This is a genomic window from Cohnella hashimotonis, assembly GCF_030014955.1.
GTDB lineage: Bacteria > Bacillota > Bacilli > Paenibacillales > Paenibacillaceae > Cohnella > Cohnella hashimotonis.
The window spans coordinates 195,393-214,393 of sequence record NZ_JAGRPV010000002.1; the positions used below are offsets into that span (position 1 = coordinate 195,393).

General features: G+C 61.1%; 16 protein-coding genes. All 16 read left to right on the forward strand.

Annotated features, from left to right (window positions below; genetic code table 11):
• Window positions 1-475 precede the first annotated feature (475 nt).
• The 16 genes from KB449_RS35390 (at window position 476) to KB449_RS35465 (ending at window position 19,001) form a co-directional block, all read left to right on the forward strand.
• A complete protein-coding gene (locus KB449_RS35390) occupies window positions 476-2,650 on the forward strand; it encodes a S8 family serine peptidase (RefSeq protein ID WP_282913124.1) in 2,175 nt (724 codons plus the stop codon).
• Between the two features lie 40 nt (window positions 2,651-2,690).
• Entirely contained in the window at window positions 2,691-2,942 is a 252-nt protein-coding gene (locus KB449_RS35395; RefSeq protein ID WP_282913125.1) for a DUF1146 domain-containing protein, read from the forward strand.
• Window positions 2,943-3,171: 229 nt separating this feature from the next.
• A complete protein-coding gene (gene murA / locus KB449_RS35400; protein ID WP_282913126.1) occupies window positions 3,172-4,575 on the forward strand; it encodes a UDP-N-acetylglucosamine 1-carboxyvinyltransferase in 1,404 nt (467 codons plus the stop codon).
• 167 nt (window positions 4,576-4,742) lie between these two features.
• Entirely contained in the window at window positions 4,743-6,062 is a 1,320-nt protein-coding gene (spoIID, locus tag KB449_RS35405; protein ID WP_282913127.1) for a stage II sporulation protein D, read from the forward strand.
• A 72-nt stretch (window positions 6,063-6,134) separates the two neighbouring features.
• A complete protein-coding gene (locus KB449_RS35410) occupies window positions 6,135-6,875 on the forward strand; it encodes a M23 family metallopeptidase (RefSeq protein ID WP_282913128.1) in 741 nt (246 codons plus the stop codon).
• Between the two features lie 163 nt (window positions 6,876-7,038).
• Window positions 7,039-8,181: an HD-GYP domain-containing protein gene (locus KB449_RS35415; protein WP_282913129.1), complete on the forward strand. Its 1,143-nt coding sequence runs from the start codon at window positions 7,039-7,041 to the stop codon at window positions 8,179-8,181.
• Between the two features lie 205 nt (window positions 8,182-8,386).
• On the forward strand, window positions 8,387-8,674 hold the full coding sequence (gene spoIIID, locus KB449_RS35420; RefSeq protein ID WP_090116189.1) for a sporulation transcriptional regulator SpoIIID: 288 nt from the start codon (window positions 8,387-8,389) through the stop codon (window positions 8,672-8,674).
• Window positions 8,675-8,766: 92 nt separating this feature from the next.
• A complete protein-coding gene (mreB, locus tag KB449_RS35425) occupies window positions 8,767-9,762 on the forward strand; it encodes a rod shape-determining protein (RefSeq protein WP_282913130.1) in 996 nt (331 codons plus the stop codon).
• 28 nt (window positions 9,763-9,790) lie between these two features.
• On the forward strand, window positions 9,791-10,657 hold the full coding sequence (locus tag KB449_RS35430) for a flagellar hook-basal body protein (protein WP_282913131.1): 867 nt from the start codon (window positions 9,791-9,793) through the stop codon (window positions 10,655-10,657).
• A 21-nt stretch (window positions 10,658-10,678) separates the two neighbouring features.
• Window positions 10,679-11,524, forward strand: coding sequence for a flagellar hook-basal body protein (locus tag KB449_RS35435; protein ID WP_282913132.1), 846 nt, complete (start codon window positions 10,679-10,681; stop codon window positions 11,522-11,524).
• Between the two features lie 132 nt (window positions 11,525-11,656).
• Window positions 11,657-11,890, forward strand: a complete 234-nt coding sequence (locus KB449_RS35440) for a DNA-directed RNA polymerase subunit beta (RefSeq protein WP_282913133.1) — start codon at window positions 11,657-11,659, stop codon at window positions 11,888-11,890.
• 247 nt (window positions 11,891-12,137) lie between these two features.
• Window positions 12,138-12,656, forward strand: coding sequence for a CDP-alcohol phosphatidyltransferase family protein (locus KB449_RS35445; protein ID WP_282913134.1), 519 nt, complete (start codon window positions 12,138-12,140; stop codon window positions 12,654-12,656).
• Between the two features lie 195 nt (window positions 12,657-12,851).
• Complete coding sequence (gene fabZ / locus KB449_RS35450; protein ID WP_090116193.1) at window positions 12,852-13,292, forward strand: 3-hydroxyacyl-ACP dehydratase FabZ; 441 nt, start codon at window positions 12,852-12,854, stop codon at window positions 13,290-13,292.
• A 90-nt stretch (window positions 13,293-13,382) separates the two neighbouring features.
• Window positions 13,383-15,086, forward strand: a complete 1,704-nt coding sequence (locus KB449_RS35455; RefSeq protein ID WP_282913135.1) for a phospho-sugar mutase — start codon at window positions 13,383-13,385, stop codon at window positions 15,084-15,086.
• A gap of 467 nt (window positions 15,087-15,553) precedes the next feature.
• Entirely contained in the window at window positions 15,554-17,593 is a 2,040-nt protein-coding gene (locus KB449_RS35460; protein ID WP_282913136.1) for a DUF5693 family protein, read from the forward strand.
• A 130-nt stretch (window positions 17,594-17,723) separates the two neighbouring features.
• Window positions 17,724-19,001 carry a polysaccharide pyruvyl transferase family protein gene (locus KB449_RS35465; protein ID WP_434082576.1) on the forward strand — a complete coding sequence of 426 codons (1,278 nt, stop codon included), beginning with the start codon at window positions 17,724-17,726 and terminating at the stop codon, window positions 18,999-19,001.

Sequence of the window (19,001 nt, forward strand, 5' to 3'; positions counted from 1 at the left end):
AAATTTAAACAATCCGGCTTAGAGGGATGTTTCCTCTAAACGGGTTGTTTTTTTAGAAGGTACTCCGCGTCTATAACCATGACCTAAGTACTTTTTTTATCCCGAAAGAAGGGAAATGATGTCGAAAAATAGAATAGCTATTAAATATGAAAGCGACACGGTCTAGCATTGGGGGGGACAGTGCCGGGAATGGAGTGGTAACCGGAATCGACGGCGGTCGCGATTATGAGAAAAAGATGAGACAGCGCGCGTCGAGCATTAAATATTATTAACTTGATAGGGCATGCAAATGCATGAATAATGAATGAGCGATATATATTAGGCTGGATTCGCGATGACAGGATGCTGCTCGGCCTTATGTCCCGCCCACGGATTCGAATTACATATGTCGTATGACGGATACGTGTTGGTTAAACGCCAAAATGTGGGTATATACTCATAGCTTCACTTACTGACAGGCAAGGGCGTGGCAAGAATGGCAGCAGAATTAAAAGGGAAACGGCGTACGGTTCGTACGGCGGCTGCGGCCGTGCTTCTGGGCACGGCCTTGGCGGCGACCGGCTCCCTGGATTCGCGATTGACCGCAGTAGTCGGACCGATGAAGGCAGCCGAGGCGGCGAAGCTCGGCGCGACCGCCTTCCCCGCGACGACAAAGCAGGCGGACCGCTTAGGCAAGGCGGCCAAGACATCCGCTTCCCGTTCGCGGGTTGCGATCTCGGCGTTATCGAATGCTTCTTTTCTAAAGGAGACGGGCTTCCCGGAAGCCTGGAAGCTGCTGCGACGCGATGTGGTCGGCACGATCGCCATCGTGGATACGGGCATCGATCTGAAGAATGCGGCGCTTCAGCCTTATCTGACCGAGGGCGTCAATCTGCTGGACGACAAAAAGCCGCCGCAGGACGACAACGGACACGGCACGGCAGTGGCTGGCGTCATCGTCGCCGCGGCCGAGGCCGCGAAGGGAGCGAATGCGGAGGCTGCCTGGAAAATGAAGCTGATGCCGGTTAAGGCGTTGGACGACAAGGGCGAGGGCGACGAAGCGCGCTTGTCGGGCGGGATCCGCTACGCCATCGAGCATGGCGCGGACATCGTCGTGCTGTCGCTCGGCCTCCGCAGGGACGCGCCCGGCATGCGCAGCGTCATCGACCTGGCCGAGTCCAAGGGCGTGCTGCTCGTCGCGGCGACCGGCAATGACGCGGCCGATTTTGGCGAGCGAGCGGCGGTGCAATATCCGGCCGCCTACCCGACCGTACTGGCTGTCGCAGGCGCCGAGGCGGGCAAGGGCCAGATCAACTCGACGGGCGGCCCGGAGGTGGACCTGGCCGCGTCGTGGCAGGTCGATACGCTCGCGCTGGGCGGCGGCCGTCTCACTATGGAAGGCACGTCCATGGCGGCGCCGCAAGTGGCGGCAGCGGTCGCGCTGCTGCGGGCTGCGCATCCGGAATGGAAGCCTGCGTTCCTTCGCGAGACGCTGCGCCGCACGGCCGAGGACATCGGCGCCAAAGGCCGCGACGACGCGACGGGCTATGGGCTCTTACGCGCGGACCAGGCCTTGTCCGCCGCGTTTGCGGCCGATTGGCGCGAGCCTAACGGTGCGCAGCGGTCGGCTTCGCCTTTTCCTCCGGGCACGGAGGTCTATTCGGCATGGAGCGGCTTGCTCGATACCGACTGGTATGCGGTCGAAGCGCAATCGGACGGGATGCTGTCCGTACGGATGCAGACGAACCTGTTTGATATCGGACCTGCTGCGGTTAAATTGTCGCTATACCTTCCGGGAGGCGTTAATCCGATCGCTGGGAGCGTGAGCGGTACAAGCGGAGGAACGACGACTTGGAAGGTATCGAAGGGCAAATACTACCTGAGGGTAGACGGATCCTCAAGAACGTCAACGCTGCCTTACAGGCTTACCTCCGGCTTCCGGATGCTGCCCGACCGGACGGAGCCCGGATCTACCCGGGCTTCGGCTTATGCGATCGAACCCCGGACGCAGACCTGGAGCGGGACGTTCGATCGCGAAGACGACAACGATTGGACGACGGTCAAGCTGCCCCAGTCCGGCACGCTGAAGGTCACCGTGGAGACGGACACGACGCGAATCGATCCCGCGATAACGCTGCAGCGAGTCGGGCAGGCCGAAGTCCTGACGGACACGAACGGCGACGGGTTGCCGGAAACGGCCACGATCAAGAACGCGCCGGCAGGCAGGTACTACATAGGGGTCAGCAACGCAGCCGCCGACGGAGCTCCGCCCGTGATAGGGACCTATACGGTCCGACTGGAATACATTACTACGTACGCGGATTTGGGCGAGCCGAACGACGGTCCGCTGACGGCCGCCTCGCTCGTTCCCGGCGAGGCCGGCATCCTCAAAGGGCTGATTTCGTCCAAGGAGGACGCGGATTGGTTCCGGTTCAAGACGACGGGCGGCCGCTTCGCATGGAAGCTCGAAGGCATACCGGAAGACTCGACGTTCAAGCTGGCGGTATACGACAAACAGCTGAAGCTGCTCGGCCAATGGTCAGGCAAGGCGCAGAGCGCTTCCCTGAACGTCCCGCAGAAGCTGGCTGCCGGGACTTATTATGCCCGGATCACGGCCGATCGCGCGGATCGTTCCGCGTATTATCGGTTCGGCGTGACGAGCGCCGACTGAAACGTTTTGGAATTGCGGCGATAAGGAGCGTTTTCGGCGGATGGAATCCATTTATTACACAATGGGCTGGGACAGCTTGTTCTCCATTTTCATTACGCTCGGATTCATCGCTGTCGCATGGGTCGTGCTGCAGGAGGTCAAGTGGGAGCAATTTTTCCGACATCCCAAAAGCCCCAGGGCGCGGCTCGCGCAGCTCATCCTGGCGATCATCGCAGGACGCCTGCTGGCCGGGTTCGTACTGGATTACTGGAATTGGGCTTCGTCGCTGAGGCACCTGTTCAATTCGTCGTAGCAGAAGTTTTTCGCATAACGTCGAATCAAAATGATCACAATGGGTAATAAAGCAGAAGCAAGTCGCCTGAAGGCGAATCTTGTCGGACCAAATGTTTAAGTTTTGTCAAAACATGCCGCTTGTACCGAACCGACGGACGGTGGTATGATGGAATTTGGGTTTTCTGGAGCCGGCATCGGTGAAAGCACGGTCTTCGGAATTGATTCTACACCCGCGGAGGGAACCACCCATGAGCAAAATCATCGTCCGCGGCGGCCGTCCCCTAAATGGGACTGTCCGCGTGCACGGCGCCAAAAATTCCGTCCTGCCGATCCTCGCCGCCACACTGTTGGCGGAAGAAGGATCTTGCGTCATCGATGACGTACCCGCCTTGGACGATGTGTATAACATTCTGGAAGTGCTCTCGGCGCTTGGCGTTCAGGCGCTTCGACACGAATCCCGCGTGACGCTGCGCGCGCACCGGCTGATCTCGCACGAGGCGCCTTACGAGCTCGTTCGCAAGATGAGGGCGTCTTTCCTCGTCATGGGTCCGCTCCTCGCCCGCGAGGGCAAGGTTAAGATCTCGCTGCCGGGCGGCTGCGCGATCGGGACCCGCCCGATCGACCAGCACCTCAAGGGCTTCGAGGCGATGGGCGCCGAGATCGGCTTCGGCCAAGGCTCTGTCGAGGCGAAGGTAGACGGACGGCTGCGCGGGGCGCGCATCTATCTGGACGTAGCCAGCGTAGGCGCGACCGAGAACATCATGATGGCAGCCGCGACCGCGGACGGCGTCACGACGATCGAGAATGCCGCCAAGGAACCGGAGATCGTCGATCTCGCCAACTTCCTGAATGCCATGGGCGCGAAGGTGCGCGGCGCGGGCACCGGCATCATCCGCATCGAGGGCGTAGAACGTCTTAAGGGCATTCGCCACACCGTTATTCCGGATCGGGTAGAGGCGGGCACTTACATGATCGCCGCCGCGATCTCGGGCGGAGACGTGTACATCGAAGGCGCGATCCGCGACCATCTGGGTCCGGTCGTCGCCAAACTCGAGGAGATGGGCGTCGGCATCGAAGCGGACGACAGCGGCATTCGCGTCTTCGCGAATCGCCCGCTCAAGGCCGTCGACGTCAAGACGCTGCCTTATCCGGGCTTCCCGACCGACATGCAGGCGCAGTTCATGGCGCTGCTGCTCGCCAGCCCCGGTACGAGCATCGTCACGGAGACGGTGTTCGAGAACCGTTTCATGCACGTCGAGGAGATGGCGAAGATGGGGGCCGACATCAAGATCGAAGGTCGCACCGCCGTCATCTCGGGCGGCAAGCGGTTGTCAGGCGCACCGGTCTGCGCGACGGATCTGCGCGCGGGAGCTGCGCTGATCTGCGTCGGTCTCGCTGCTGAAGGCGTGACCGAGGTGACGGGCACGCATCACATCGACCGCGGCTATATGGACATCGTCGGCAAGCTGGCCGCGTTGGGTGCGGATATTAGCCGCCTGGGCGACGGCGAAGAAATCCCGGCGCCAGCTGCCGCAGCTGTCGTTCAAACACCGCCCGTGCCTGCCGTAAGGCGAACGCTTCAGGTCGCTTCCGAAGAGCGTGTCGCCTCGGACAGCGTGGCGATGCTGCGCGTGCAGCCGACGCTGGCCTGATATTTCCTTTAACCGCACTTATCATCCTGCGCCTTCGCGCCTTGGACCGAACCGGTCCCGGGCGCGAAGGCTTTTTTGCGTTCTCTTGACTTGTTCTAGCGACTCCGCGACGTTCATAGATTGGTAGCGTGCGAGGAAAAGGACAACGGAGAGAGGAAGTCGAAGGCATGCAAAAGCAAAATGGACAAGCGGATCGCAACAAAAGGCCGTATTATTCGGTGCGCCGCCATCGAAGCGGGGGCAGGTTAAAAGGTCGGTTTCTGCTTGCCGGCGAAAGCGGCATGCGCTCGATCGGCCTCTTGCTTATCTTGGCTTTTGGCACGGGTGCACTTCTGGCCAGCTGGTCCTGGGCAGAACGCCATGCGAGAGAATCGAATCAGGCGCGAATCGTCGAAGAGAGCGCGGATGCGGCGTGGGACAGCGTACGAGAGGAAAAGGAGGAGCCGGATAAGGCGGATATGCCTGCAAATCCATCCGGGGAGAAAGGCATCGAGACCCAAGAGGATGAAGGGGAAAAGACGTCGGAAAAGCCAAGCAAGGGCGCGGGCGCCCTGTCCGCCGCAGACGCCGCGCGGGGGCTGCAGGCGGATCGGGCGGACAGCGCGCTCGTCGTTCGAATCTACTTAAGCGATGACAAGCGGGTCGAGCGCGCGGGTCTGGAGACGTATGTCAAAGGCGTCGTTGCGGCAGAGATGCCGACGGACTTCGAGCCGGCCGCGCTGGAGGCGCAGGCGATCGCGGCGCGCACTTATTTGATCCGCCGCCTGTGGAACGAGGACCGTTCCGGCGTGCCTGTTCGCGGCGCGGACGTGACCGACACGGTGGCGCATCAAGTCTATCGCTCCCGGGCGGAGATGAACAAGCTGAAGGAGGAAAACCCGCAGGCTTGGGCCGCCGTAGACGAAGCGGTGCGAAGGACGCGGGGAATCGTCATGGTATACGGCGGCGCGCCTATCGAATCTCTTTACTTTTCCAGCAGCAACGGATATACGGAAAACGCTAAGGACGTTTTCTCTGCAGATTTGCCTTATCTGGTGTCGGTGAGCAGCCCATGGGATCGCAAAGACTCGCCCCGTGCCGAGGAAACCGTAGAGATGAAGCTAAGCGAATTTTATCGCAAGCTGGGCGTCAAGTCGCTGGCGACGCTGACGGGTCTTGGCAAACGGCCTTCGGCTGTCATAAACGGCTGGACCGAGGGGAAGAGGGTGAGCACAGCGACCGTGGGCGGCAAGACGTTGTCGGGAATCGAGGTTCGCAGATTGCTAGGGCTGCGATCCGCCGCGTTCGATTGGAAGATCGAGAAGGGGAAAATCGCGATTACGACCTACGGCAGCGGGCATGGCGTCGGCATGAGCCAGTGGGGCGCGGAGGGGATGGCAAAGACCGGCGCGACCGCCGCGGAGATCGTACGCCACTACTATACGGGCATACAACTGAAGACGGTGACCGCGCTTCAAACGGCGAGCGGCGACACTGCTAAGCTATAAATCCCTTAATCTTGCAAAAGGCATGTTTAAAAAACTATCATCTGGCAACACTCTGTTGTGAGGTGATAAAAAATGAATGATTCAAACAAACCAAACGGCAAGATCGATCCAAGCAGCACCAGAAGTGTCGTCAGCTCGTCGTCCAGGCCTTCGGCATGGAAAAGGTTTTTTGCCAAGCGGTGGGTATTCCCCGCCATGTACATGGCCGCAGCGGCAATCATCGTAACGATCCTCTGGCTGAACGCCAGCTCGGGAACGAGCGGCAAGCCGAAGGACGAAGCGAGCACCGCAGGCGTGCAGCAGGAGGTCGGCGCTGACGGTCAGACCGCCGAGGATCCGGATGCGCTCCCCGTCGCGGCAAGCGGCGAGACGCTCGCTTGGCCGGTGACCAACCGGGATGCGATGTCGGTCGCGGTGCCGTACTACAACCAGAACGGCACGGAGGAAGAGCAGGCTGCGGCGATGGTGCAGTACGACAACAAGTTCGTGCCGCATACGGCGATCGACCTCGCGAGCAAGGACGGCAAGGCGTTCGACGTCAAGGCTGCGATGAGCGGCGAAGTGACGGTAGCGGAGCAGACGCCTCAAAACGGTTACGAGATTAACATCAAGCATCCGAACGGTCTCGTAACGGTCTACCAAAGCCTTGCGGAGTTGAAAGTCAAAGTAGGAGATTCGGTCAAGCAAGGTGATGTGCTCGGCACGGCCGGCGTCAGCGAATTGGAGAAGAACGAAGGCGTTCACGTCCACTTCGCGGTCAAGAGCAACAGCCAGACCGTCGATCCGGCTTCGCTGATCGAAGATCAACAGTAATCTGGTACCAAGGGCAGGGTTGTCCCGAGCGCGGCGGCGCGCAAGGGCAACTCTGTCTATTTTTTGCATTTTAATAGCTGACCAAATGATGGTATTTGTGTTACGATAGTACCATAAATGATACTTCCGAGGATCTATCGACTTCAGAGAGGACGCGTGATAGATGAAGCTCGTGACGGTAGACGAACTTCACCCCGGCGATGTGCTGGACAGGCCGGTGTACGGCAAGAACGGATTGGTCATGCTAGAAGCCGGCACGGAGCTTACGACGCAATACATACATAGATTGCAGAATCTCGGATTTCAATCGGTCGCCCTCGGCAAGCGCGGTGCGGCGGCCGAAGCGCTGCTGGCTTCCCGCATGAAGCTGCGGCCCGACGAGAAGGTCAGGAGCCTCGAGGAGATCGAGCTGTTGCGCGCGGATCCGGTCCAGCTGCAGGAGACGCATCACAGTCTGATCCGTTTTTTGGAGACGGAAGACAACTACAGCAGGGTTGCGCTGCCGCTCGCCGAGCTGGCGAGTTTCAAACGGGGCTACCGTGAGCGCCTTCTCTCGGCTGTCAGCCACCGGGCGGTGGCCGAGGAGCTGAGCGTGCTGAGACAGACCGATGAATCGCTCTTCGACCACACGCTGCAGGTGTCGCTTATGTCGGGCGTGATCGGTGCGTCGGGAGGGATGGATTCGAACGCCCAGTACGAGCTGGCCGTGGGATCGCTGCTGTTCGATGTCGGCATGACGCGGATATCGCCCGGGCTGCTCCGCGCGAGACGCAAGCTTACGGACGCGGAGATGGAGGCGGTCAGGCAGCATACGACGCTCGGTTATCACGCGCTCGGGCGCATGCGCGAGGTCCCGGACGCCGCGGCCAAGTGCGCGCTGCTTCATCACGAGCGTTACAGAGGGGAGGGTTATCCGTACGGAGTCGCGCAGGACAAGATTCCGGACATGGCGCAGATCGTGGGACTGGCCGACGTGTTCGACGCGCTGCTCTCGCCCCGCCATCACCGCGATCCTTATCCGCCCTGCGAAGCGATGGAATATATGTTCGCTGCCGGCAATTACGAGTTCGGCATCGGCGTCGTGCGTTCGTTTCTCAAGAACCTCACGATCTTCCCGACGGGAATGGCCGTGATCCTCAGCAGCGGAGAGACTGCGATCGTCAAGGATACGGCGAATCGGCCTGCGCACAAGCCGGTCGTGCTGGTCGTGCGGGAGGCCGACGGCCGCGTGCCGTCCCCGTACGAGATCGATCTTAACGAGAATGCTCGCATTTACGTGTCCCGCGCCGTGTCCATCAAGGGATGAGCGGTTGAGACCGACGGTATAGATAACGCCAGACGGGCCTTTGGGCTCGTCTTTTTTTGCGTTTATTAGGACGCGTTAGAAGTCCATTTGACCCATAAGCCCCGCCGTTTGCGGACTTTATAGGCTTGTCAGGCTTGGTTACAAAGAATAAGTGAACGTCCCCCTCATATACTGTACCAATCAATCAGAGCAGGGAGGCGGGAGCGTGCACGATTACATCAAAGAACGGACCATCAAGATCGGCCGCAGCATCGTGGAGACGCGCAATACGGTTCGGACCATCGCCAAAGAATTCGGCGTCTCCAAGAGCACGGTGCACAAAGATCTGACCGAGCGTCTGCCGGAGATCAATCCGGATCTGGCCGATCAGGTCAAGCATATCCTCGAGTATCACAAGTCGATCCGGCACCTGCGCGGCGGCGAGGCGACCAAGATCAAGTACAAGAAAACGACGATCAAGAAGCGGGAAGTATTCGCGGTCGCAAAGGCGTAATTTTTGTCATATCATTAGATTTGTTAGAGGAATTTTAGAAATCATGGCGAATACTACAAGGAATATCTATGCGTTGGAGGCTTGTTTTAAATATGTTCAGCAAAGACATCGGAATCGACTTGGGCACGGCGAACGTTTCCATCCACATCAAAGGCAAGGGCGTCGTGCTCGATGAGCCTTCCGTTGTCGCGATAGAGAACGACACCCGCAGGGTGCTGGCCGTCGGGGAGGATGCGCGCCGCATGGTCGGCCGCACCCCCGGCAATATCATCGCGATCCGCCCGCTGAAGGACGGCGTCATCGCCGACTTCGAAGTCACGGACATGATGCTGAAGGCATTCATTCAGCGGGTCGGGGGACGCAACTGGTACGGACGTCCGCGCATCCTGATCTGCGCGCCGACGAATATCACTTCGGTCGAGCAAAAGGCGATTCGCGAAGCCGCGGAGCGTAGCGGCGCGAAGGAGGTTTTCCTGGAGGAAGAGCCCAAGGCGGCCGCGATCGGAGCCGGCATGGACATTTTCCAGCCCAGCGGCAATATGGTCGTGGATATCGGCGGCGGCACGACCGATGTCGCGGTGCTGTCCATGGGAGCGATTGTGACCGCATCGTCGCTCAAGGTGGCCGGGGACAAGTTCGACGCCGCGATCATGAGATATATTAAGAATAAATACAAGCTGCTGATCGGAGAGCGGACAAGCGAAGACATCAAGATCAAGATCGGCACCGTATATACAGGGGGAAGGCAAGAAGAGATGGATATCCGGGGGCGGGATATGGTCTCTGGACTGCCGCTCACCGTGACGATTCACGCGGACGAGGTCCGGGAAGCGTTGTGGGAACCGGTATCGTCCATCGTCGTCGCCGCCAAAGCCGTGCTCGAGCGGACGCCGCCCGAGCTGTCGGCCGATATCATCGACCGTGGCGTCATTCTGACCGGGGGCGGGGCGCTTCTGGACGGACTCGACTCGCTGCTGGCGGACGAGCTCAAGGTGCCCGTGCTGATCGCCGAAGACCCGATGCACTGCGTCGTCAAGGGGACGGGCATTATGCTCGACCACCTCGACAAGATGGCGCGCCGCAAGTAGCTTTCTCACAACGGGAGGGAACTGCAACATGATCAGAGGATTGTATACTGCGGCTGCGGGAATGATCGCCGAGCAGCGTAGGCACGACACGGTGACGAACAACGTCGCCAACTTGAATACGCCGGGATACAAAGGCGTCAACTCGGTGAATCGGGCGTTCCCCGAGATGCTGATCTCGCTGATGGGCAGCCCGGACGATACGAAGGGCACGATCGGCAAGCTCAACACCGGCGTCTTCGCCGAGGAGAGCCTGATCAACCTGGGCCAGGGCGACCTCAACGAGACGGGACGAAGCCAGGACCTGGCGCTCGTGTCGGACATTCTTGTCGACGGACAAGCGTTCGACGACTCCGGCAAGTTCGTGGACGCTAACGGCACCGTCACTTACCAGCCGCAGGCGCTGTTCACCGTACAGAACCCGGACGGCGAGCGTCGTTATACGCGGGACGGTGGGTTCCGCACGACGGCTGACGGCACGCTGGTAACGCCAGACGGGATGCAAGTGCTCGGCGTGGACGGACAAGCCATTCGCGTGGACGGCACGTGGGACAACGTGCAGGTCACGGCCGACGGCCGACTGATCGACAAGGAGACCCAACAGCCGCTGGCCGGCAACCCCGCGCTCTTGCTTACCGAGGTTAACGACCCGAATCAGCTCATCCGCCAGGGCGACGGCAAATACGTCTACCAGGGCGACGCCAACGGGCTGCGTCAGGTTCAAGCCGGCGAGCGCGTTGAGATCAAGCAGGGTTACCTGGAGCGCTCCAACGTGGACGCCTCGCAGTCGATGGTCGACCTGATGAGCGCGCTGCGCGCCTACGAGGCGAACCAGAAGATCGTCCAGTATTACGATCGCAGCCTGGACAAGGCAGTCAACGATGTCGGCAGAGTCTAATAGAAGCGAAGGGGAATCGAGATGAATAACTCCGTCGTCAGCGCAGCCGCGTCCATGGGCGCTCTCCAACAGAAGCTGGACGTACTCGCCGACAATATCGCCAACGTGAACACCAAGGGCTACAAGCGCAAAAGCACGGTGTTCGAGGATATCCTTACCAACATCCAGCCGCACGAGAAATCGTTCGAGCTTCCTGGCCGCCGCACGCCGCTCGGCTTCACGCAGGGCTGGGGCGCGCGCGTCGTCGGTCAGCAGATCGACATGACCCAGGGCCCCATGCAGCAGACCGACAGCATGACCGACCTTGCCATCGCGGGCAACGCCTTGTTCGAGGTGCGGTCCGGCGGCACGCTCGACAGTGCGCGCGCCTTCACGCGGCAAGGCGCCTTCCAGCTGTCTCCGACGGCGGGGGGCGATCGTATCCTGACGACGGCCGAAGGCTACCCGGTCGTCGCCGTCTCTCCGCAAGGCCAGGATAGCTTTGTGCGCGTGCCGAACAACTATGATCTGGTCGTCGGTGCGGACGGCAGTCTGAGCGCCCGTTCCGCCGACGGCAACGAATCGATCGAGCTGGGCACGCTGCGGCTCGTCGAAGTCAATAAGCCCGAGCTCCTGCAGGCCGTCGCCGACAATCTGTACGGCGTGCCTTCGGACGTGAACGTGGCGGACGTCGTGGCCAATGTCGTCGCGAGTCCCGACGAGGCCGGCGGCATCGCGATCCGCCAGGGCTTCCTTGAGGAATCCAACGTCAGTCTGGGCGACGAGATGGCCGATCTGGTCAACGTCCAGCGCGCTTATCAACTGAGTGCGAGAGCGCTCAGCTCCGGCGACCAGATGTCACAGATGGCGGCCAATCTTCGCGTCTGACGCGGCATGACGACCGTCGGCGGGCAGGCGCTTTAGCCTGCCCGCTTGCGCAATCCCGACCCAAAGCTTAGAATAAATTGACTCGAACGCAAGGATTTATTCGGGCTTCTTTATTCTGAAGGAGGATCTACCGTGTCAGCGACGAAGCGTCCGACGGACAAGAAGCAGCGATCCGCAGGACGGCTCATGATGCTGATCGTTTGGACTAGCGTCAAGATTTTACTCATTCCGGTGTTATGCATCGTCGCGCTTATCGCGGGACTTGGTATCGGGTACGCGGTGCTGGGCAAGCAGGACTGGTCGGACGTGTTCGACTGGAATACCTGGAAGCATATGTACGATCTCATTTTCGAGGGCAGCCGTTAGCCGCCGTTCGGGATGGATGGACATGCGCAGCTCGGATGCGCGGGCGCCGAGAATTGGAAGGACGACAAGGAGGCTCCCCGCTTATGGCAAGGGGAGTTTTTTTATGCGCAATTGCGATACATATGGTATCATTGACCCGTGAGGAACGAACGGGATTTTACCGGAGGCAGGACTGGCGGTATAATAAAAGCTGACAGCGTCTCGCGATCGTGTTCGCGAAGACGATGGCGGAAAGGGTGGCTCGGCGGTGAATGTGCCGAATCTGTTGACGATGTCCCGCTTTCTCCTGATTCCCGTCTTCCTGGCGCTATATCTGGACGGACATCCGATATGGGCGTTGATCGCGGTGTTCGCGGCCGGGGCGACCGACCTGCTCGACGGATATATCGCGAGGCGAAGCGGCCTCGTGACGCAGCTCGGCATCATGCTCGATCCGCTGGCGGACAAGCTCATGATGCTTGCCGTCGTCGGTGCGCTGCTCGCGGACGGAGCTATTCCGTGGGCTGCCGCAGGCGCCATGGCGTTTCGCGAACTGGGGATGATCGGGGCCGGCACCTTCTTTCATTTTCGGGGCAAGCGAACGGTTCCCGCGAATTCCTATGGCAAGCTGACGACCGTCATTTATTATTTGGCCATCGTCCTGCTGATCTTGGACCAGCCGGGAGGCATCGTCGCGCTCTGGATTGCCGTCGTATTGTCGTTTGTGACGTCCTTCGTTTACTTCGCTTCATTTAAAGAACTGAATAATGAGACAAAGTCCGCCTGAACGGCGGCGTGCGGCAGTCCTGCAAGGCGACAAAAGGACTTGCCGCGAGGCCGCGCGGGAAGCGATCGGCACGGGAGGCAAGCCCTCTTATATTCAACCTTCGCGGCTGCAGTACGCGGAAGGATTATACATAGTATGGGCGCCGGACCGCGCAGTTATTCCTAGGTCGCCGTACATTCGGAGGGAGTATTGTTCATGCTCGACATCAATCAGATTCAGGAAATCATTCCGCACCGCCAGCCGTTTCTGCTCATCGACCGGATTCTCGAGCTCGAACCGGGCAAGCGCGCAGTCGGACTCAAGAACGTGACGATGAACGAGCCTTATTTTGCCGGGCACTTCCCGGGCTTTCCGGTTATGCCGGGCGTATTGATTCTGGAGGCGCTCGCGCAGGTCGGCGCGACGGCGATTCTCGGACTCGAGGAGAACAAAGGGAAGATCGGCCTGTTCGCCGGCGTGGACGAGTTCCGTTGGCGGGGGCAGGTGACCCCGGGAGATACGCTTACGCTGGAGGTCGAAATTATTCGGCTGAAGGGGCCTGTCGGCAAGGGGCAGGCCTCCGCCAAGGTGGACGGCAAGGTCGTAGCCGAAGGCGTGCTGATGTTTGCGCTGACGGATCCGGCGAAGGAGAGATGAGTACGGCTTCGGCGCGCCGCGCGGCCTGTGACGGGAAGCGCGGTGCCTGGGTATAGATAAAGAGACCAATGACGGAAGGATGAGAAATTGATGACCACTGCTGCAAACGAAGTTTACGAATCCTGGCTGAACAATCCAAAAGTTGACGCTTCGACCAAGGAGGAGCTGCGCGCGATCGCGGACAAGCCCGCGGAGATCGAAGACCGCTTCTACAGGGAGCTTGAATTCGGAACCGGCGGCTTGCGCGGCGTGATGGGCGCGGGCACGAATCGGATGAACCGTTATATGATCGGCCGCGCCACTCAGGGCTTCGCCAATTATTTGCTGCGCAACTTCGAGTCCCCTTCCGTCGTCATCGCGCACGACTCCCGCAATAATTCCGATATTTTCTCGCTCGAGACGGCGCAGGTGCTGGCGGCAAACGGCATCAAGACTTATTTGTTCCGTTCGCTGCGTCCGACGCCTCAGCTTTCCTATGCCGTGCGCGACCTCAAGGCCGCCGGCGGCGTCGTCGTGACGGCGAGCCACAACCCGCCCGAGTACAACGGGTACAAGGTGTACGGCCAGGACGGCTGCCAGCTGGTGCCGCATCAGGCAGAGCAAGTCATCGCCGGGATTCGCGAGGTCGACGCGTTCGAGGACGTCAAGCGGATCAGCCAAGGCGAAGCCGAGTCCCAAGGGCTCATCGTCTGGCTCGGCGAGAACGAGGACAACCGCTTCGTACATACGGTAGCCGCCCAGTCCGTCCATCCCGAGGTGCTGAAAAGCGGCGCGGGATCGGCGCTCTCCGTCGTTTATACGCCGCTGCACGGCGCGGGCAACATGCCCGTACGCTGGGTGCTCGCCGCCGCGGGCTTTACGAACGTTCACGTCGTGCCGGAGCAAGAGCAGCCGAACGGCATGTTCTCGACCGTGAAGTCCCCGAATCCCGAGGAGCACGAAGCGTTTACGCTCGCGATCAAGCTTGCGGACGAAGTCGGCGCCGACATCATCATCGGCACCGATCCGGACTGCGACCGCATGGGCGCGGTCGTCAAGAACGACAAAGGCGAATACGTCGTGCTGTCCGGCAATCAGTCCGGCGCGCTGATGGTGCACTATTTGCTCTCCAATCTCCAGGCCAAGGGGCGGCTGCCGGCCAACGGCGCCGTCATCAAGACGATCGTCACGAGCGAGATGGGCGCCGACATCGCGCGTTCCTACGGCAGCGCAGTCATTAATACGCTGACCGGCTTCAAGTACATCGGCGAAAAGATGACCGAGTTCGAAGCGACCGGGGAGCACACGTTCCTCTTCGGCTACGAGGAGAGCTACGGTTACCTGGCGGGCACGTACGCGCGCGACAAGGACGCGGTCGTCGCATCGCTGCTCATCTGCGAAGCGGCAGCGTTCTATAAGACGCAAGGCAAGACGCTGTACGACGTATTGCTCGAGCTGTACGCGAAGTACGGCACGTACCTCGAGAAGCTGGAGTCCCGTACGCTTAAGGGCAAGGACGGCGTCGCCCAGATCGCTGCGATCATGGCGGACTGGCGCACGAACCCGCCGGCCGAGGTGGGCGGCATCAAGGTGGACCAAGTGCTCGATTACGAGCTGGGACTGGACGGACTGCCAAAGGAAAACGTGCTGAAGTTCCTTCGTGCGGACGGCTCCTGGTTCTGCCTCCGCCCTTCGGGAACCGAGCCGAAGATCAAAGTATACTTCGCCGTTCGCGGCGACGACCTGGATGGCGCGAACGCTGCGCTGGATGCGCTCGTCGCCGCGGTGATGGCACGCGTGGACGCGCTTAGCTAAGCGAAGTCAGCGCGCTCTCCGGCCACATTTTGCCCGCAGCCGTGCGCGATGCACGGCTTGCGGGCGCTTGTGCGCTTGGGCGGCGAGGCGGATGAGCGTGTCGGGAGCTGAGCGAGACATTCGCGGCTTGGCGGGACGACGGCGAAGGGCATGCCTGCGTCTGCGCGGTGTCGCATTCTGTCGCGGTATTGCGCGGGAAATGAAGCTTCATGCCGATAATCGGAAACGCTGCTCGAAACTTGTTTGACGGAAACGCCGTCTATAAAACGAGAAAACGAGCCGCGCAAAGCTGAATCTCCGGCGGATTCCCGCGATGGTGCAGGAAATTGTTGCGTTTTCGGCATTCAATCCCCGGATAACTGCAATACTACATTTAATTCGCGGCTATCGAGAACTACCGGCGCCCGTTCACAGCGTTGACATGCGGCGTGCGCCGTCGTTTATGAGGATAAAAGGGAGTGGAAGCGGTGCCTGTATGGCTGGAACAATGGAATCGCAGACTGGCGAAGTGGCTCTGGTGGGTCGTGCTCATTGGCGTGCTGGGGTCGCTGCCTGTCGCCTATGCGCGCGTGCAGACAGAGAACTCGGCCGACAAAGTGGAAATCATCGTGGATTACAAGGACATTCTGACGATCGCGGCTACCCAGGCGGATCCGAAGGCGTTTGCCGCAGAACAGCTTAAAAAATTGAAGGACGCCGGCGTCAACGGAATGGCGGTGTTCGAAAGCAATCTGGACGAGCTGAGCCTGACGGGCGACGTGGCCGTGTATTCCGCGCAGCAGGCGGCACAATTGGTAGGCGAACTGAGCCAGCCCGGCGACAATCGTACATACGTGCTGTTCAACAAGCCGGATACCGAGCCGGCGATTAAGCCGATCGTGGAGGATGCGTTCAATCAGGCCGGGATCAGCATCGAGTCCTGGTCCGCGAAGGGCCGCGACGGCATGATTATCGGGGTCGGACCGGACGACGCCAGACTGCGTCCGATGGAACCGAATCCGCTGGCCATGCAGGCGATTCACGATGCGGGGCTGATGGTCGTGCCGCGCATTTCCGACCGCACCCAACCCTACGACGCCGCGCGCGTCAGCGATTGGCTAGCCAAGTTCAAGGCGGTGGGCGCGACCCGGATTATTTTCGACGGAGAAGCCGTGACGGGCTACAACAATCAGGCAGAAGACAAAAGCCTGGACGACTTCGCCAAGCAGCTTAAGGACGGCGGATTCGGCATCGCAGTCATCGAGAACCTGAGGGCGCCGCAGCTCGGCATGGGCGCGCTCGCCCAGAAGCTCGATTATAACGCGATCCGTCTGCACTCGGTGTCCGAATCCGAGATGATGGTGATCAGCCCGGAGACGTTGAAGGACCGTCTCGTGCTCGCGGTAAAGGACCGCAACATTCGGATGATCTATCTGAACGCCGCACCCGCGCGCGACGACAAGCGGGCCCGGGTCACCCATCCGATCGACAAGACGATCATCACCGCGCTTGCAGGCGACGACGGCGCGATTGAGCGCATGCGCGACTTCGGCTTCGAGACGGGCGAGGCGCACGCCTTCAAGATTCATAAGGCCCCGGCGGAAATGGTGTGGCGCGGCCTCGCGATCGCGGGCGCGGTATCGCTTGTCGCGCTCATGATCGGTTTGTTCCTGCCGCCGCTGCTCTTGCCGGTGACGATTCTCGGCTTTATCGGCGGCGCTGGCGTGCTCGCGACGAATTCGTCGCTGCTCACGCAGGCACTGGCGCTCTTCGCGGCGATCGCGGCGCCGACGGTATCCGTCGTGACGCTGGTCAGACTGCTGCGGGCCAGAAGGAATCGCCCGGAAAACTTCCGCATGTCCGCCGGACGCCGTCTGGGCTCGGCGATCATGCTCTATGTTCGTACGGCGATTCTGTCCGTCATCGCGATTCCGTTCGTTATCGCGCTGCTGAACGACATTACGTACGAGCTCGTGCTGCAGCAGTTCCGCGGCGTCAGCCTGCTCCATCTCGCGCCGATCGCGCTGGTGGCGTTGTACGTATTTTTCTACGGTTCGGCGAACGGATTCTGGGGCAACATTCGTCAGCTGCTCGTCATGCCGATCAAGGTGTTCTGGGTCATCATCGGCGTCTTCTTGCTGGCTGCGGGCTACTATTACCTGACGCGCACGGGCAACGGCGGTTCGGCGTCGGGCCTCGAGATGAAGCTGCGCACGTTCCTGGAGACGACCTTCCATGTCCGTCCGCGATTCAAGGAATTCGCCATGGGCCACCCGCTCATGCTGCTGGGCCTGTTCCTGTCGCTTCGCTATCCGAAGTGGCCGCTCGTGATCATCGTCGCAGCCACGATCGGTCAGCTGTCGATGGTCGATACGTTCGCGCATATTCATACGCCTGCCGTATTATCCGCGACCCGGGATCTGCTGGGGCTCGGCATCGGCTTCTTGATCGGCCTCGTGCTGATCGTCGTCTGGCAGGTGCTCGAGCGGCTGTGGGCGGCGTGGAGAAAGCAGCTGGCGACGAAATAAGATCGTTCCGCATGGGGCGGAAATCGGGTAAAGAGTAACGCGGCCGGTAAGGGATCGATTCTGCCGCAGGCAGGCCGGCGCGGGCCTCTTTCATCTGAATTTAAGGCAAACATAGGCGGTGCATGGCATAATGGGTATGGCAAAAACGGACCGGAAGCTGCGGCTGGTGCTGTCCGGCTACTACGGCTTCCGCAACAGCGGAGATGAAGCGGTGCTGCTCAGCATCCTGAACGCGCTCGAGCAGGCCGGCGAAGACCACGGCGTATTCGTAGAGCCGATCGTGCTGTCGGGAGATCCAACCTGGACGGCCCGGCAGTACGGCGTCTGGTCGGTGCCGCGCATGAAGCTGCGCGAGGTGCGCGAAGCGATCGGCGCCAGCGACGGCGTGATCAGCGGCGGCGGCAGTCTGCTCCAGGATGCAACCGGGCTCGGGTCGATCCCGTATTATCTGGGTATCCTGGAGATGGCGCGCTGGGCGCGCAAGCCTTCGTTCATCTATGCGCAGGGCATCGGGCCTGTGAAACGCAGGATGTTCGGTCCGTTCATCGCGCGGGCGATGCGCAAGGCATCGTACGTGTCGGTGCGGGATGCCGAGTCGGCCGCGCTGCTGGCCGGCTTCGGCGTCCCGGAGGACCGGGTCGCGGTCGTGCCGGACCCGGTCATGGGGCTGCCGCTGCCGTCGGTGGGCGGCGGGGCGGAACTGCGGGGCGCCGCCGGTGCTGGCGGCGCCGCGGCGGTTGCTCCGCGCGCGGACGCAGGCGCGGCGGGGGCGGACGGCGCCGCGGATGCGGGCGCCGGAAGGCGCGAAGGCGCGGCTGCCGCAGGCGAGGCCGAGGCGCGCGGGGGCGGCACGGACAGGCCGCCGCTGGTCGGCGTGTCCGTGCGGTTCTGGCGCGGCGACCGGTCCGACCTGGACCGGATTGCCGCGGCGCTGGCGGCACTGGCGCGGGAGCGGCCGGTGCGGCTGCGCTTTTTGCCCTTTCACGAGGGCGCGGACGAGGATGCGTCGCGCTACGTGATCGAGCGGCTGGGCGCTGCCGCCGCCATGGCGGAGATCGCGCCTGCGCACGACGCGCCGCAGGAGATGCTGCGCGAGATCGACCGCTGCGACCTGCTGGTCGGCATGCGGCTTCACTCGCTCATCTATGCCGCGAACCGCGAGGTGCCGCTGCTTGGCTTGTCCTACGATCCGAAGATCGACCAATTTCTGCATCGCCTCGGCGATCGGGCGATCGGGACGGTAGACGCGATCGATTTGCAACATTTTGCGGCCAAGGCCGTCCAATTCATAGAAGATCCGGCACAGTGGCGCATCGACCATTACAGCGCCATCCGGCGACTGAAGGAAGAAGCGGCCGTACCGGCGCAGCGGATCGTCGAAGCCTGCCTGGAACTTAGAGGGAGATAA